Annotated in this window: 12 protein-coding genes and 1 pseudogene; 7 read left to right on the top strand and 6 right to left on the bottom strand. The window is 60.3% G+C overall.

All coding sequences use genetic code 11. The annotated features are described in order from the left end of the window. Window positions 1-20: 20 nt before the first annotated feature. Genes VLA07_RS17855 through pepN form a run of 3 tightly spaced genes read left to right on the top strand, consistent with a single transcriptional unit; the run spans window position 21 to window position 3,776 of the window. Complete coding sequence (locus tag VLA07_RS17855; protein WP_003224178.1) at window positions 21-281, top strand: YeaC family protein; 261 nt, start codon at window positions 21-23, stop codon at window positions 279-281. Then, on the top strand, window positions 278-1,108 hold the full coding sequence (locus tag VLA07_RS17850; protein ID WP_027613137.1) for a DUF2797 domain-containing protein: 831 nt from the start codon (window positions 278-280) through the stop codon (window positions 1,106-1,108). The genes VLA07_RS17855 and VLA07_RS17850 overlap by 4 nt, the downstream gene beginning before the upstream one ends. Before the next feature lie 10 nt (window positions 1,109-1,118). After that, entirely contained in the window at window positions 1,119-3,776 is a 2,658-nt protein-coding gene (gene pepN / locus VLA07_RS17845; protein ID WP_333990050.1) for an aminopeptidase N, read from the top strand. A gap of 118 nt (window positions 3,777-3,894) precedes the next feature. Here pepN and katG read toward each other — a convergent pair whose 3' ends face one another. After that, the gene (gene katG, locus VLA07_RS17840; RefSeq protein WP_247268498.1) at window positions 3,895-6,165 is read right to left on the bottom strand and encodes a catalase/peroxidase HPI; all 2,271 of its coding nucleotides are present in this window, start codon (window positions 6,163-6,165) and stop codon (window positions 3,895-3,897) included. A gap of 463 nt (window positions 6,166-6,628) precedes the next feature. On the opposite strand from katG, the gene VLA07_RS17835 reads away from it, so the two are divergent. Then, on the top strand, window positions 6,629-6,955 hold the full coding sequence (locus VLA07_RS17835; protein WP_333990047.1) for a hypothetical protein: 327 nt from the start codon (window positions 6,629-6,631) through the stop codon (window positions 6,953-6,955). Window positions 6,956-7,000: 45 nt separating this feature from the next. On the opposite strand, the gene VLA07_RS17830 is transcribed toward VLA07_RS17835, so the two are convergent. Continuing rightward, window positions 7,001-9,232, bottom strand: coding sequence for an LTA synthase family protein (locus VLA07_RS17830; protein WP_333990046.1), 2,232 nt, complete (start codon window positions 9,230-9,232; stop codon window positions 7,001-7,003). Window positions 9,233-9,541: 309 nt separating this feature from the next. Here VLA07_RS17830 and VLA07_RS17825 point away from each other — a divergent pair, with 309 nt between their 5' ends. Beyond that, the gene (locus tag VLA07_RS17825) at window positions 9,542-10,558 is read left to right on the top strand and encodes an ABC transporter substrate-binding protein (protein ID WP_333990045.1); all 1,017 of its coding nucleotides are present in this window, start codon (window positions 9,542-9,544) and stop codon (window positions 10,556-10,558) included. A 127-nt stretch (window positions 10,559-10,685) separates the two neighbouring features. Beyond that, on the top strand, window positions 10,686-11,180 hold the full coding sequence (locus tag VLA07_RS17820) for a hypothetical protein (protein ID WP_333990043.1): 495 nt from the start codon (window positions 10,686-10,688) through the stop codon (window positions 11,178-11,180). Window positions 11,181-11,249: 69 nt separating this feature from the next. Here VLA07_RS17820 and VLA07_RS17815 read toward each other — a convergent pair whose 3' ends face one another. The 4 genes from VLA07_RS17815 to VLA07_RS17800 all read right to left on the bottom strand — a co-directional run bounded on the left by VLA07_RS17815 (window position 11,250) and on the right by VLA07_RS17800 (window position 14,776). Next, entirely contained in the window at window positions 11,250-11,729 is a 480-nt protein-coding gene (locus VLA07_RS17815; RefSeq protein ID WP_027613130.1) for a copper chaperone PCu(A)C, read from the bottom strand. Then, window positions 11,729-12,334, bottom strand: a complete 606-nt coding sequence (locus VLA07_RS17810; protein ID WP_047599796.1) for an SCO family protein — start codon at window positions 12,332-12,334, stop codon at window positions 11,729-11,731. The genes VLA07_RS17815 and VLA07_RS17810 overlap by 1 nt, the downstream gene beginning before the upstream one ends. A 156-nt stretch (window positions 12,335-12,490) precedes the next feature. Further along, a complete protein-coding gene (locus VLA07_RS17805) occupies window positions 12,491-13,897 on the bottom strand; it encodes an efflux transporter outer membrane subunit (protein WP_333990040.1) in 1,407 nt (468 codons plus the stop codon). Window positions 13,898-13,981: 84 nt separating this feature from the next. Next, on the bottom strand, window positions 13,982-14,776 hold the full coding sequence (locus VLA07_RS17800) for a helix-turn-helix transcriptional regulator (RefSeq protein ID WP_097087896.1): 795 nt from the start codon (window positions 14,774-14,776) through the stop codon (window positions 13,982-13,984). A 488-nt stretch (window positions 14,777-15,264) separates the two neighbouring features. Here VLA07_RS17800 and VLA07_RS27260 point away from each other — a divergent pair. Next, a pseudogene (locus VLA07_RS27260) lies at window positions 15,265-16,587 on the top strand (condensation domain-containing protein); the annotation flags it as partial. Window positions 16,588-16,669: the final 82 nt, after the last annotated feature.

Raw genomic sequence — 16,669 nt, 5'->3', positions numbered from 1 at the left:
TAAAGAGCACGGAGACCCTGATGTCCTCTTTTAACGACATGATCAAAAACATCACCCCGGACATCTACGAGAGCCTGAAACTGGCCGTGGAAATCGGCAAGTGGTCCGACGGCGGCAAACTCACCGCCGAACAGCGCGAGCTGTCGCTGCAGGCGATGATCGCCTGGGAAATTCAGAACCTGCCTGAAGACCAGCGCACCGGTTACATGGGCCCGCAGGAATGTGCGTCGAAGTCGATCGAAGTACCGAACATCCTGTTCAAGTCGGATGCCATCCATTGATCGAGATTGGCCGCGGTGCAATCAGCAAAATGTCGGCGCGCCTGGACGGGCCGAATGTGCAATACGCGTTTCGTCTGGATGACGTCGAGGTCCCGGTCAACCCCATGATCGGCACCACGGTGCGTCTGGAGTACCTGGGGGCGATTCATTGCACCCATTGCGGGCGCAAGACCAAAACCAGTTTCAGTCAGGGTTACTGCTACCCGTGCATGACCAAACTGGCGCAGTGCGATCTGTGCATCATGAGCCCGGAGCGTTGTCACTTCGAGGCCGGTACCTGCCGGGAGCCGGAGTGGGGTCAGAAGTTCTGCATGACTGATCATGTGGTGTATCTGGCCAACTCGTCGGGGATCAAGGTCGGTATTACTCGCGCCACGCAACTGCCGACCCGTTGGCTGGATCAGGGCGCGAGTCAGGCGCTGCCGATCATGCGCGTATCGACGCGCCAGCAGTCGGGCTTCGTCGAAGACCTGTTCCGCAGCCAGGTGGCCGACAAGACCAACTGGCGCGCCTTGCTCAAGGGCGATGCGGCGGCGGTGGATCTCGCCCAGGTGCGCGACCAGCTGTTTGAAAGCTGCGCCGAGGGTTTGCAGGGCCTGCAACAGCGATTCGGCCTACAAGCAATTCAGACGATTGCCGATGTAGAACCTCTCGAAATCCGCTATCCGGTCGAGCAATACCCGGCCAAAATCGTCAGCTTCAACCTGGACAAGAACCCGATTGCCGAAGGCACGCTGCTGGGGATCAAGGGGCAGTACCTGATTTTTGACACCGGCGTGATCAACATTCGTAAATACACGGCGTATCAGCTCGCCGTGCATCAATAAGGATTCCAGCATGCGCACCGAACAACCGAAGATGATTTACCTGAAGGACTATCAGGCGCCCGAGTACCTGATCGACGAGACGCACCTGACCTTCGAGCTGTTCGAGGACCACAGCCTGGTCCACGCGCAACTGGTGATGCGCCGCAACCCGGAGCGTGGCCCGGGCCTGCCGCCGCTGGTGCTCGACGGCCAGCAGCTGGAACTGCTGTCGGTAACCCTGGCCGACCAGGAACTCAGCGCCAGTGATTACCAGCTGAGCGAAAACACCCTGACCCTGCAGCCGGCCAGCGCCAGCTTCACCGTCGACACCAGCGTCCGGATTCACCCGGAAACCAATACCGCGCTGGAAGGCCTGTACAAGTCCGGCACGATGTTCTGTACCCAGTGCGAGGCCGAAGGCTTCCGCAAGATCACCTATTACCTCGACCGCCCGGACGTGATGAGCAAGTTCACCACCACAGTGGTCGCCGAGCAGCACAGCTATCCGGTGCTGCTGTCCAACGGCAACCCGATTGCCTCCGGCCCGGGCGAAGACGGCCGACACTGGGCGACCTGGGAAGACCCGTTCATGAAGCCGGCGTACCTGTTCGCGCTGGTGGCCGGTGATTTGTGGTGTGTCGAAGACACCTTTACCACCATGACCAACCGTAATGTCGCGCTGCGCATCTACGTCGAGCCGGAAAACATCGACAAGTGCCAGCACGCGATGAACAGCCTGAAGAAGTCGATGCGCTGGGACGAAGAGGTCTACGGTCGCGAGTATGATCTGGACATCTTCATGATCGTCGCCGTCAACGACTTCAATATGGGCGCGATGGAGAACAAGGGCCTCAACATCTTCAACTCCAGCGCCGTGCTGGCCCGCGCCGAAACCGCCACCGACGCCGCGCACCAGCGGGTCGAGGCAATCGTCGCCCACGAATACTTCCACAATTGGTCAGGCAACCGCGTGACCTGCCGCGACTGGTTCCAGCTGTCGCTCAAGGAAGGCTTCACCGTGTTCCGCGACGCCGGTTTCTCCTCGGACATGAACTCGGCCACGGTCAAGCGCATCCAGGACGTGGCGTACCTGCGTACCCACCAGTTCGCCGAAGATGCCGGCCCGATGGCCCACGCGGTGCGCCCGGACAGCTTCATCGAGATTTCCAACTTCTACACCCTGACCGTGTACGAGAAAGGCTCGGAAGTGGTCGGCATGATTCACACCCTGCTGGGCGCCGAAGGCTTCCGCAAGGGCAGTGACCTGTACTTCGAACGCCATGATGGCCAGGCCGTGACCTGCGACGACTTCGTCAAGGCCATGGAAGATGCCAACGGTGTCGACCTGACCCAGTTCAAACGCTGGTACAGCCAGGCCGGGACGCCGCGTCTGGCGGTCAGCGAGTCCTACGACGCCGCGGCGAAAACCTACAGCCTGACCTTCCGCCAGAGCTGCCCGGAAACTCCGGACAAGGTGGAAAAACTGCCGTTCGTGATCCCGGTTGAACTCGGCCTGCTCGACAGCAAAGGCCACGAGATCGCGCTGCGTCTGGCCGGTGAAGCATTGGCGCAAGGCACCACCCGCGTGATCTCGGTGACCGAGGCTGAGCAGACCTTCACCTTCGTCGACATCGCTGAACAGCCGCTGCCGTCGTTGCTGCGTGGTTTCTCGGCACCGGTGAAACTGAGCTTCCCGTACAACCGCGACCAGTTGATGTTCCTGATGCAGCACGACAGCGACGGCTTCAACCGCTGGGATGCCGGTCAGCAGCTGTCGGTGCAGATCCTGCAGGAGCTGATCGCCCAGCAGCAGAAGGGCGAGAGCCTGGTGCTTGATCCGCGTCTGATCTCGGCGCTGAAAACCGTGCTGTCTGACGAGTCGCTGGATCAGGCCATGGTCGCCGAAATGCTTTCGCTGCCGAGCGAAGCGTATCTGACCGAAATCAGCGAAGTGGCGGATGTCGAGGCGATCCACACCGCTCGCGAGTTTGCCCGCAAGCAACTGGCGGACAACCTGTTCGAAGCGCTGTGGCTGCGTTATCAGGCCAACCGCGATTTGTCGAAGCAGACACCGTATGTGGCCGAGGCCGAGCACTTTGCCCGTCGCGCGCTGCAGAACATTGCGCTGTCGTACCTGATGCTCAGCGGCAAGCCCGAAGTGCTGGCCGCTACGCAGGAACAGTTCGAAAACAGCGACAACATGACCGAGCGCCTCACCGCGTTGGCGGTGCTGGTCAACTCGCCGTTCGAAGAACAGAAGGCCAAAGCGCTGGCGACTTTCGCCGAGCATTTCAAGGACAACCCGCTGGTCATGGATCAGTGGTTCAGCGTGCAGGCCGGCAGCACACTGCCGGGCGGTTTGGCGCGGGTCAAGGCCCTGATGCAGCACCCGGCGTTCAACATCAAGAACCCGAACAAGGTGCGTGCGCTGGTCGGTGCGTTTGCCGGGCAGAACCTGATCAACTTCCATGCCGCCGACGGTTCGGGCTACCGCTTCCTTGCGGATCTGGTGATCGAACTGAACGGCTTCAACCCGCAGATTGCTTCGCGGCAACTGGCGCCGCTGACTCGCTGGCGTAAATACGACAGCGCCCGTCAGGCGTTGATGAAGGCGGAGCTGGAGCGGATTCTGGCTTCCGGTCAGCTGTCCAGCGATGTATATGAAGTGGTGAGCAAAAGCCTGGCGTAACGCATAACGAAATGTGGGAGCGGGCTTGCTCGCGAACGCGGTGTGTCAGACACGGAGATGTCGACTGGTATACCGCATTCGCGAGCAAGCCCGCTCCCACAGGTTTTTGCGTTTTCCGTTATTTCAGGTCGAATCGATCCAGCTCCATCACCTTGGCCCACGCCGCCACGAAGTCTTTGACGAACTGTTCCTTCGCGTCAGAACTCGCATACACCTCGGCCAGCGCGCGCAGGATCGCGTTGGAACCAAACACCAGATCAACCCGCGTCGCCGTCCACTTCACGCTACCGGTTTTACGGTCGCGTCCTTCGAACTCGTCCGCCGCTGCCGACGTCGGTTTCCACTCCACACCCATGTCCAGCAGGTTGGTGAAGAAGTCGTTGCTCAGGGTTTCCGTGCGCGAGGTGAACACGCCATGCCGGCTTTGCCCGACGTTGGCCCCCAGCACACGCAGACCACCGACCAGCACAGTCATTTCCGGAGCGGAGAGGGTGAGCAGTTGCGCCTTGTCGATCAGCAGCGCTTCGGCCGACACGGTGTATTTGCCCTTGCTGTAGTTACGGAAACCATCGGCAATCGGTTCGAGGAAACCAAACGACTCGACGTCGGTTTGCTCCTGAGTCGCGTCGGTGCGTCCTGGATTGAACGGCACAGAAACCGAGTGCCCGGCGTTTTTCGCCGCTTGCTCGACCCCGGCGTTACCCGCCAGCACGATTAGATCCGCCAGCGAGACTTTCTTGCCGGATGAGCCGGCGTTGAACTCGTTCTGAATGCCCTCAAGGGTCTTCAGCACCTTGTCCAGTTGCTCCGGCTGGTTGGCCTGCCAGAATTTCTGCGGGGCCAGACGCAGACGTCCGCCGTTGGCGCCCCCCCGTTTGTCCGAACCACGGAATGTCGATGCCGCGGCCCAGGCGGTAGACACCAGTTGCGACACCGACAGGCCGGAAGCCAGCACTTTGCTTTTCAGCGCTGCCGCATCGTTGCTGTCGATCAGTGGGTGAGTGGCATCGGGAATCGGGTCCTGCCACAGCAGTTCTTCGTTCGGCAGTTCCGGGCCGAGGTAGCGCGACAACGGGCCCATGTCTCGGTGGATCAGTTTGTACCAGGCGCGGGCGAAGGCGTCGGCCAATTGATCAGGATTGGCCAGGAAACGACGGGCGATCGGCTCGTAGATCGGGTCGAAACGCAGCGCCAGGTCGGAAGTGAGCATGGTCGGCGAGAGCTTTTTGCTCGGATCGTGCGCATGGGGAACGGTGCCAGCCCCGGCGCCGTTTTTTGGTTTCCACTGATGCGCACCGGCCGGGCTTTTGAACAGTTCCCACTCGAAACCGAACAGGTTTTCCAGGTAATTGTTGCTCCACTGAGTCGGGGTCGTGGTCCAGGTGACTTCGAGGCCACTGGTGATGGTGTCGGCGCCTTTGCCGGTGCCGAATGCGTTGCGCCAGCCGAGGCCCTGTTCTTCCAGGCCGGCCGCTTCCGGCTCAGGTCCGACATTGTCGGCCGGGCCGGCGCCGTGGGTCTTGCCGAAGGCGTGACCGCCAGCGATCAGCGCAACGGTTTCTTCATCGTTCATGGCCATGCGGCCGAAGGTTTCGCGGATATCGCGGCCCGAAGCCACCGGATCCGGGTTGCCCTCGGGGCCTTCCGGGTTCACGTAAATCAGGCCCATCTGCACCGCTGCGAGCGGGTTTTCCAGATTGCGTTCGCCCTGATCGGTACGGCTTTGCTCTTTGCCGTGCAAGTCCGGTTCGGCCACCAGCGTGCCGTCACCGGGCTCCTGCATGGCTGACTTGTCTTTGCCGTAACGGCTGTCGCCGCCGAGCCATTCGCGTTCCGAACCCCAGTAGACGTCTTCGTCCGGTTCCCACACATCGGGACGTCCACCGGAGAAGCCGAAGGTCTTGAAGCCCATCGACTCCAGCGCGACGTTGCCGGTGAGCACAATCAGGTCGGCCCAGGAAATATTGCGGCCGTATTTCTGTTTGATTGGCCACAGCAGGCGCCGCGCTTTGTCGAGGCTGACGTTGTCCGGCCAGCTGTTGAGCGGAGCGAAACGCTGTTGCCCGGAGCCGGCGCCACCACGGCCATCGGCGGTGCGATAGGTGCCGGCGCTGTGCCAGGCCATGCGGATGAACAGCGGGCCGTAGTGGCCGAAGTCGGCTGGCCACCAGTCCTGCGAGTCGGTCATCAGCGCACGCAGGTCTTGTTTCAGGGCCTGGAAGTCCAGGCTCTGGAAGGCTTTGGCGTAGTCGAAGTCCTTGCCCAGCGGATCGGACTTGGGCGAGTGCTGGCTGAGGATCTTCAGGTTCAGTTGATTCGGCCACCAGTCACGGTTCGTCGTACCACCACCGGCGGCGTGGTTGAACGGGCATTTCGATTCGTTTGCCATGTTCGAGTCCTTATCAGGTCTTGTGCGGCCGGCTCGTGCCGGCTTCGGACTAGTAAGGCTAGACCCGACTTGGGCAGTCAGCTAATAGGCCGACTATTGGGGCTTGATAGGCGCAGTCTTTCGAGACCCTGGTAACGCGGGTCTATTCCATAGCTGCCTGATACTTTGCCGAAAACTGGTTTGATAGCGCCGTTAATGATTTTAAATATTGAACTTTTTATTTCGAATTGGGCTAGCGGCCTGTCAGATATGACTGTAGCGCTCGAAGTAATGGCGCATTAGCTTTGTCAGCGGAAGCAACGGTCTCAAGATTTTTGAGAGCCAATCATCACTATAAAACTATTTTGGAATGCATGCAGATGAGCGAATCAATTCATACAAAAGAGCAACTCGAGGCATTGTTAAAGAAGGCCAGTCAAGGTTATGACGGCGTGTTCAATGCATCTGTTGGTGGAAAAATTTCGTGTCGGCGACGGGGGATAATACGACGTTCTATGAAGCAGCGGACGACTTCTTGATTGTTGGATTTGATGACGAAAAACGAGGTCATGTTGCTTTCACCGTTCCAAAGAGCCTGGTTGGGGATGGCCCTCATAAGGTGGAATGGTATAGAGGCCAAATAAGTTGGAGCGCTGATGTCGATGGCGATTTTCAACTTGTTGAATCAGGATGGGCAGAGGTGACATTTTTGAAAAAGGTGTATGCACGAATCGGCGCTGAGGGTGACATCCATTTTCAATTGCCTGATGGACAGGAAATAGTGGGAGACTTTCAAATCAAACGTCGTTAGTAAACGTAAAGGGACGGATCCAGCCAATCCGTCCCTTCCCTGATTTCAACTCGATTGCACAGTCTCATCATCCGGCAACGCATCCAACGGATCTTCCTGCCCCGGCAATTCAGTAATCACACTGAAATCCGTGACCTCGACCGCACCCAATCCATAACCCAGCAAGTGAAACGAAAAGGCCTTGCGCTGTTGCGGGTTGTCGAAGCTGAAATCCATCTGCAGCGGCTGATCGGCCGTGGCGACCATCTCGGTCGGCAGGCCCAGTTGCACGTCCTGTTCGAACTCCTTGGCCTTGAGCTGAATGTACGCCGCCTGCTGCGGGTCCACCGAGCGCACGGTCAGGCGCACACGAGTGTGCGAACCCTTGGGCATTTCCAGGTATTGCGCACCGATCAGGTTATCGGCCCAGTCATCCTTGATCTGCGCCTGTAGCGGGATGACGTTGTTGCTGCCGAACTGGTAACGCTGATTGAGCGGGGTGCGCAGCAGCGACAGGTCCAGCGCCATGGCCCGCGCGGCAATCTGCCGGGCCTGCTGGCTGCTTTCATTGCCCTTGAAGGTGGCCCGCTCGGCAATGAACCCGGCGCTTTCGTAGTAACGGCAGCGGCGCGGCATGTCGCACTCGGAAAAGATCCCCTGGCCATTGTGGTAGCGCAGTTTGCCGTTGGTGTAGGACATGATTTCGCGTCCGCTGTCGTAGTCGCGGAACAGCGAACGGCCGCTCAGCGCCGACGGCACCGGCAGATCGAAATAGTCGAGGATCGATGCGCTCAGATCGACATGACCGTAGACCCCGGCATTCAGTCGCGGCAGTTGCTCGTGTTCCGGTGCCAGAGTCAGGTTGAAACCCCAGGACGACGCCAGACGCACGCCATCAATGCCGTGGGATTCGTCCGAGGTGATCACCACCAGCGTGTCTTTCAGTACGCCCTGGCGTTCGAGACCGCTAAGAAACTGCTCCAGCGCATCATCGAGATAACCGACGGCAGCCTGTTTCGGCGTCTCGTAGCGCGCCAGATAGTCTTCCGGTGCGGAGTAGGGCTGGTGCGTGCCGACGGTCAACAGAGTGAGCATCCACGGTTGCTTCTGCTTCTTCAGTTGGCCGACGTAATCCAGCGCGCCTTCGAAGAACGCCCTGTCATCCTTGCCCCACGGAAACTCCAGATAGTTGGCGTTGCTGAACCATTCCAGACCATGGGTCGCATCGAAACCGATGTGCGGCATGATCTTGTCTTTGGCCATGAAACGCAGACCGGCGCCTTGCAGGTAGTGAGTGCTGAAGCCGTTCTGCCGCAGTTGCGCCGGCAGGCAGGCCTGATTGCGCTCCTGCTGGGTGAGCATTTCCACGCCTTTGGGCGTGCCGTTGTTGAGCTTGTCGTAATCGCCACAGAGCATGGCGTACAGGCCACGAATGGTCTGGTGCGTATGCAGCACGTAATCCGGGGTGTTCATGCCGCGCTCGGCCCAGCGGCTGAGATTGGGCATCAGATCTTCCTGATAGCGGCTGCCGATGGCCTCGCGATTGGCGCGGATGTAAGCGCCGGGAATGCCTTCCAGGGCGATGATCAGCACATTGCGCGCCTGACCCGGTGCGGCCAGCAGCTTGTGGCCATTGAGATCCAGATCGGTCAGCCCGGCCATCTGTGGCGCGGCGGGTTCGACGTCACCGTCCAGCCATTCCTCGGCCTGCAACTGCAGCTCGGCGACTTGCGAGGCGAGCAACTGATGCGGCAGGTTGTACAGGCGCCACGGGTCTTCATCGTTCGGCCACTGGTTTTGCACGCCCCAGTGCGCGGCGAACAGCAGCGCCGGTGCGGCCCACACGGCACGGGGCAGAGCAGCAGCGGGTTGCGCGCGATTGGCGAAACGCGTCAGCAACCAGAGCAGCAGCGCCAGCAACAGGGCCACGCTCAGCGCCGGATGGGCAAAGCCGCCACCGGTGGAGTTCTCCACGAACTGCGGGTCAATCAGGTAATGCAGGTCGGATGGGTTCGGCAACCGGCCGACAGCGCTGACGAGCTCCGCCGTCGCCAGCGCCAGCAATCCCCAGAACAGCAACAACGGCAACGCCAGCCACCACGCACGACGATGCAGCACCAGCACCAGCAAACTGCCAATTGCCAGGTCGGACAAATAGCCCAGCAACGACGACCAGCCCAACGCCGCGCGCAGGCACACCGGTACAATCAGCACCAGCAGAATCAGGGAAAACAGGCGGGCATGCGGCTGCCGCAACCAACGCAATAAAACGCTCACAAACAAAGACCTTCCAGCCATCAAACCGTCATAAAAGTGTGCGCGATGATACCAAGGGTGGGCTGTCTGATCGCCCTTTTAAACTACCGGCTGATCCGCTCTCGCAGGCACGGCGCAGGGCTTGAGGCCTTGACTGGCGTCGGTGTCAGCCCAATGGCGGCTGACGCACAGCGTGTAACCGATGGCAGATTTATTGTTTCAGGCTGTTTAAATCAGCGCGCGACGCCAAACCCGAGCGTGCTATTGATATTCGATAACGGTATTTAATTTCTGTTTTTTATAGCGATAGAGTTCGGCCTTTCAGCCAATCCACCCAGCTGCGAGGTTGTCATGGCCATACCGTTCAAACGTTCTGCGCTGACTCTGTTGGCCGCATCCCTGGCAGGCAGTCTGCTGTTCAGCGCCGGCGTCCAAGCCGAAGGCAAGATCAGCATCGCCCAGCAATTCGGCATCGGTTATCTGATTCTCGATGTGGTCCGTGATCAGCAACTGATCGAAAAACATGGCAAGGCGCAGGGGCTGGAGATCAAGGTCGACTGGAACAGCATCTCCGGCGCCACTGCGATGAACGAAGCGCTGCTGACCGGCGCGCTGGACGTGGTCTCCGCCGGGGTGCCGCCAATGCTCACAGTGTGGGATCGCACGCGCGGCAAACAGAACGTCAAGGCCATAGCCTCGCTTGGTTCGATGCCCAATTACCTGCTGACCAACAACCCGAACATCAAGACCCTGAAGGATTTCAGCGACAAGGATCGCATCGCCGTGCCGGCGGCGGGCGTGGGGTTCCAGTCGCGGACCCTGCAGATCGAAACGGCCAGGGAATTCGGCAATGACCAGTACAAAAAATTTGACGACATCTCGGTCAGCCTGCCGCACCCGGACGCCACGGCGGCGCTGATTGCCGGTGGTTCGGAAATCAACTCGCACTTCTCCAGCCCGCCGTTCCAGTATCAGGCGTTGCAAAACCCCAATGTGCACAAAGTGCTGAGTTCCTACGACGTGCTCGGCGGTCAGGCCACGTTCAACGTGCTCTACACCACGGAAAAATTCCACGACGAAAATCCCAGGACCTACAAGGCGTTCTACGACGCGTTGGCCGAAGCGGAAAAAATCATCAAGGCCGACAAACCCGCCGCCGCCCAGGCGTACATCCGCGTCGAACAGTCGAAGCTGCCGCTGGCGCTGGTCGAGCAGATCGTCACCGATCCGGAAATCGACTTCACAGTGGTGCCGCAGCGCACGTTTATCTATGCCGAGAAATTGCAGGAACTGGGCGTGCTGAAGAACAAGGCCGGCAGCTGGAAGGATTACTTCTTTGAAGAGGCGCATGGCGGCGCTGGGAGCTGATAACGGCTCGCCAAAGAGTTGAAGCCTGTGGTTGTTTCTGGACAGCCTGATGGCCACTCAGTAGCATTCGAGCCCAACGGATTTTCCCTTCGCACGTCGTCCGACGTGGAGTTCTCAAGGAATCGACATGCGCGACACCCCCAATGGCGAACAACGAACGGTCGTGACCTTGGTCAACGGCGAGATTCATCACGAAACCCAGATCAGTTTCAGCTCGGTGTCGGTCGTCAATGGCGAAGTGCGGGTGCATACCGCTGAAGGCAATCAGATAAATGTCCAGGTACCGGGGGCGGACTTCTCATTGCGCTTTGATCTGGATGGAGTGCAGCAGATTCCAGTGGCGCAGCAGGCACCGGTTGAAACGGTGCCCGTCGATGACGGCCTGAAGTTGTTCACCTCGAAATCCGTGCTGATCACGCTTGGGCTGTGGTTCTTCGTCGGTTCGATTTTCGGTTGGCCGGGATTTTTCGTTGCGGCCGGTTATCTCGGTTATCGCTGGAGTCAGGTGTTGAAGCGCAAGCAGCAGTTGGCGGCGGCGCCCGTGGAGAAAACTGCGGCGGCATCGCGCTCGGGGATGTCGAGAGAAAGCGTGCGCAATGCACTGGCCCGCAAGCGCGGCTGACATGCGCGATAAAAAAGGGGCGACCTGATCATCAATCAGGCCGCCCCTTTTTATTACCGCCAAGTCAGATCAATGCATCTTGCTGTGATCGTGGCCTTCCATGTGCGTCAGCGCACGGACTTCGGCTTTGACTTCGACGGTTTCTTTCTCGCCCTTGGCGTTTTCCACGGTCAGGGTCAGCGGTACGCTTTCGCCTTCCTTGAGCTGGCCGGTCAGGCCCATCAGCATCACGTGGTAGCCGTTCGGGTCGAAGGTGACGGCTTTGCCGGCCGGCAGGTCGACCGACTTGACCGGGCCCATGCTCATCACGTCGTTCTTCATCGACATTTCGTGGATCTGCACATCCTTGGCCACTGGCGAGGCCACGCTGAGCAGTTTGCTGTCGCTGTCGGCGGTGACGGTCATGAACGCGCCGCTGGCCGATTGGGTCGGCACGGTCGCACGCACCCAGGCATCATCAACCTTGGTCTGAGCCGAGGCTTGAAACGCCAGGCCCAGCAGGGACAGGGCGAAAACGGCGCGTTTGATGTTGTTCAAAACGGGGTGCATCAGCAGACCTCCATAACGGTGAGCAAATCTTCCGTGCACTCTTGTGCCGAAAGCGATACAGACAAACCCATGCGCAACTGGCCGCGCGAGTCGTAGACGTAACTGGTGGACGTGTGGGAGATGGTGTAGGTGTCGCCGGCCGGCACCTTCTCGAAGAACACGTCGAATTCCTTGGCGGTGGCCTGGGTTTCTTCCAGCGTGCCGTACAGTGCGACGAAGCTCGGGTCGAAGGCTTTGACGTAGGCGTCGAGGATCTGCGGCGTGTCGCGTTCCGGGTCGAGGGTGATGAAGATCACCTGCAGACGGTCGCCGTCCTTGCCCATCAGCTTCTTGATTTGCGCGGCGCGGGCGAGGGTGGTCGGGCACACCGCCGGGCATTGGGTGAAGCCGAAGAAGATCATCGGCATCATCCCGCGAAAGCTCGACAGCGTCATGGTTTCGCCGTCGGTGTTCTTCAGCTTGAAGGTGCGCCCGAGGATCTTGTCACTCAGGTCCTTGCCGTACTTGTACGACAGTTGGCCACGGGTGTCGCAGCCCGCGAGCAGGCCCAGGCCCAGCACGCCCATTCCCGCAAGCACCTTGCGGCGAGTCAACAAAGCCGTCATCTAATACCGCCTTTTGCAGCCCGTCAGTCGGCAGGACTGGCGGGGGGTTAACCGTAAAAGCGGCGCATGATACCAAACTGACGGCAGACGCCGGCCACGGATCGCCGCGCGGCGCAGGATCGGGCGACAAAAGGTGTAAGAAAAAGTGACGACGGACTACTGAACATTCGCCTCATCGGCCCGCCAGCCGCCGCCCAGCGCGGTGTACAGGTTGACCTCGGCAACCAGTTGCGCGAGACGATCAGTGATCAGCCCCTGCTGTGAACTGAACAGCGAGCGCTGTGCATCAAGAAACGTCAGGCTGCTGTCGACACCGTTTTGATAGCGGTGCTGCGCCAGGTTGTAGTAGTCCTGAGTGGCCTGCACCAGATCGCGCTGTGCCTGCAATTGCTGCTGATAAGTGCTGCGCGCTGCCAGGCCGTCGGCAACTTCCTGAAACGCGGTTTGAATCGATTTCTCGTATTCGGCGACCGCGACGTCTTTCTGCAATTTCGAATAATCCAGACTCGCGCGCAGGCTGCCGGCGTTGAAAATCGGCAGGTTGATTTGCGGCTGGAACGTCCACGCCCCGGAGCCGCCGCTGAACAGTCCGGACAGATCGCGGCTGGAAGTGCCGGCGCTGGTGGTCAGGCTGACACTGGGGAAAAACGCCGCGCGCGCTGCACCGATGTTGGCGTTGGCCGCTTTCAGTTTGTACTCGGCCTGGAGAATGTCCGGGCGCCGTTGCAGCAGGTCCGACGGCAACCCGGCCGGCAATTGCTGAACCAGATCGTTGGCCAGTGGTTGCGCCGGCAGTTGCTCGGGGACTGGCGCGCCAACCAGCAGTGTCAGGCTGTTGAGATCCTGCGCCACCTGACGTTTGTATCGCGCCAGATTGGCTCGCGAACTGTCGACGCTGGTTTGCGCCTGCGCCTGTTCCAGCGCCGAAGACTTGCCGGCCTCACGGTTGCGTGTGGTCAGGCGCAGACTTTGCTGATCGGCGGCCAGGGTCTGGCGCGTCAGTTCGAGCAACTCCTGATCGGCGCGCCAGGTCAGGTAGGCATTGGCGACGTTGGCCACCAGACTCAGCTCGGCACTGCGCCGCGCCTGTTCGGTCGCCAGCCAGGTTTGCAGCGCCTGTTCGCTGAGGCTGCGCACCCGGCCGAAAAAATCCAGCTCATAGGCACTGACACCCAGATTCACCGCATAGGTCGAATTGATCATGGCTTTGCTGCGGGTCACGCTGGGCGGCATGCGCTGGCGTGACTCGCTGGCATTGGCCGACACCGCCGGCAGCAAATCGGCGCGCTGGATGCGGTATTGCGCCTGAAACGCCTCGACGTTAAGCGCCGCGACTCGCAGATCGCGATTGTTCACCAGCGCGCTTTCGATCAACTGTTGCAGCGCCGGGTCGTTGAACAGCGTGCGCCAGTCTTCAGTGCGCGCTGCGGCGGGTGTCGGTGCCGGGTAAACCGCGCCTTGCGGGTACTGCGCAGCGCTCGGTGAAGTAGGGCGCTGGTACTCGGGAATCAACGAACAACCGGCCAACAGGACGGCGAGGGACAGCAGGGAAATGCGCAGCATCGAACGCTCTCATGCAGAAAAAACACGTGCCGGGCACTGCGTCCCCACACCATCATCAAACACCGTTGAACCACGACCGCGCGGTTATGCCCCGGCCATCCAGCGCGCCAGACCGTGCCGTCCGCTGACCCCCAGTTTGGCGGTCGCCCGTTTGAGGTAGGTCTCGACCGAACTGCTCTTGACCCGCAGCTTCTCGGCCAGTTGCGGCACGGTACCGCCGGTCAGCAGACCCAGGCAGACTTCCTTTTCCCGCGCCGACAGCACGATGCCACCCAGCGCCAGACGTTCGTCGAACACCTGCTGCAACGGCGCCTGCTCCAGATCGGCCAAGGGCAGGCGCGGCTGTTTGGCGACAATCTGCCGACTGAGCTGCGCGTGCCGTTCAATCAGCGGCAGCAGGGTGTCAGACAGGCTTTTGAGAAACGACAGCTCCGGCAAGGAAAACACTCGTTGCGTATGTGGTCGGTAGAACGAGATGACACAGCGGCGATTAGAGGTGCGGGACACCAGATTGCACTGGTGCACGCTGTGCTGCGGATGTTGCGGCTGGAGCGACGCTTTGAGTTGAATCAGCAGGGAGTCATTCATCTCGATCATCTTCTGCAACAGCGGATGATCGTCCGGGCGCGGCAACGAGTCCGGCGGCGGGAAGGTCTGCGGCAGGCCAGCGCTGCCCAGCGCCTTGATCTCGACCACGCTGGCCTGGCGCTCGTCCAGCGTCCATTCGCTGAGATCGACGCGATTGACCGGCACCAGGGTGTCGACCAACTGGAACAGGTTGCTGGCGAAATGATCGTCGCCGGTGCTGGCAATCAGTTCCCCCAGTTGCCAGTAGAAATGCGGGTTTTCCATGTTGCGAATGCTGCCGGTCAGATTCATATCCTTGTCATCCCTGGTTCCGAGTCATCACCGAGTCGTCCGCTGTTTATGCAAAAGCCGCCCACGCAATCGTCTCTCCTTGAAACTGATCTGGGGCGGGATTTAAGCCTATGGATTTGTCCTACGTCTGTAGGGGAAAACAGGGACACAAAGTGCCATCATTTCTGAAAGTTGGCGCCGGGCTTCTGACGCCATTTGCGATAGGTGTTGCGCATCGCGTGACTGTTTGGTCACGGCAAGACCTTGAAAACCGGGGCAGTTGCGTTTTTTTGAGGTCACAACGCAGGTCGATGGCAGCGCTGGTGTGTGGCATTTTTCCTACAGAATTTTCAGTGTTTCCTCTCCGAACTTTTAGTGGGTTCCCACCCAATCAGGGGCTACAAGCGCTGACAGGCCAGCGCCCGGGGCGGGGTTGTCCGGGTTTTACGTGTCATGTCGGCATCGGGGCCGATGCTTGAATAGGCGCAAAATCACATGAGAAGGATCTTATGCCGCCTATTTCTGCCCCTGCGGTGGCCACGCCGTCCGCATCGCTCCAGACGTATCCGCTGACCGCTGCGCAGCTGGATATCTGGCTGGATCAGCTGAGTCGCGGGGATTCGCCGCTGTACAACATCGGCGGCTACCTGGACCTCAGCGGGCCGCTGGATCCGGCGCGGATGCAGGCTGCGCTGGAAGCACTGGTAGCCCGGCATGACGCGCTGCGCACGATTCTGCTGCCGGGCGCCGGCGCCGATGGCCTGCCTTTGCAGCAGTTCGCCCGGTCAGTAGCGGTGCCGATGCCGATCGACGATGTGTCGGCGCACAGCGACCCGGAATCGGCGGCGCGGGCATTGGTGCAGGCACGCATCGATCAACCCTTCGTGCTGGACGGCGGCTGCCTGTTGCGCTTTCTGTTGATCCGCCTCGATGAGCAGCGACACTGGCTGTCCGTGCAGGCGCATCACTTGATCGTCGATGGCTGGGGCTTCGGCGAAATGTTCAAGTCGCTGGACGAGATCTACAACGCGCTGGCACACGGCCAACCGGCACCGGTCGCGGCGCCGTCGTACATCGACTTCATCGAGGACAATGCGCGCTATCACGCGTCGCCGCGTTATGCGCAGGATCGCGCCTATTGGCTGGACAAGTACCGACAATTGCCCGAGCCGCTGTTGCTGCCACGGCATCAGCAGAGTCTGGCCGGTCAAACTGCGCAGACGCAGGTCTACGCGCAGCCCTTGCCGGCGTTGCTGCACGAGCGCATGCAGCAGGTGGCCCGAGCGTTCGGCGCGTCGGCGTTCCATGTGTTGCTGGCGGCGCTGCATGTCTACTTCAGCCGCACCGCACAACGTGACGAATGGGTGGTTGGATTGCCGATTCTCAACCGCTCCGGCGCGCGCTTCAAATCCACCCTCGGGTTGTTCGCCCAGGTCAGTGCGGTGCGTATGGGCTTCGGTCGCCACTGCACGTTCGCTGAACTGGTGAGTACGATCCGTGAGGAACTGCGCAAGGACTTTCGCCATCAGCGTTTTCCCGTGAGTGAGATGAATCGCGCCCTTGGCCTGCTGCGGGAGGAGCGCTCGCAGCTGTTCGAGGTCACGGTGTCCTACGAGCAGGGCACTCACGATTATCGCTACGGCGAGGCGTCGGGACGGATCATCAAGGCCTCGAACGTCGAAGAGGCCACACCGCTGGCGGTGCACTTGCTGAGCAATCTGGCCAATGACGACGCGCGGCTGTACCTGATCTACAGCGAGGCGTATTTCAACGCCGATGAAGTCAAGGCACTGGCCGAACGCTGGTTGCTGATTCTGGAGCAGGGACTGGAAGCGGTGAATCTGGCGGTGGCGGATTTCGATCTGAGCACGCCGGAAGAAACCGCGCGGCTGCAACAGTGGAATGCCACGCGGG

It is taken from the genome of Pseudomonas sp. S3(2024) (assembly GCF_036861315.1).
Lineage (GTDB): Bacteria > Pseudomonadota > Gammaproteobacteria > Pseudomonadales > Pseudomonadaceae > Aquipseudomonas > Aquipseudomonas putida_A.
Note: the sequence above shows the minus strand (reverse complement) of the source record. Positions and strands in the feature narration are given on the sequence as shown.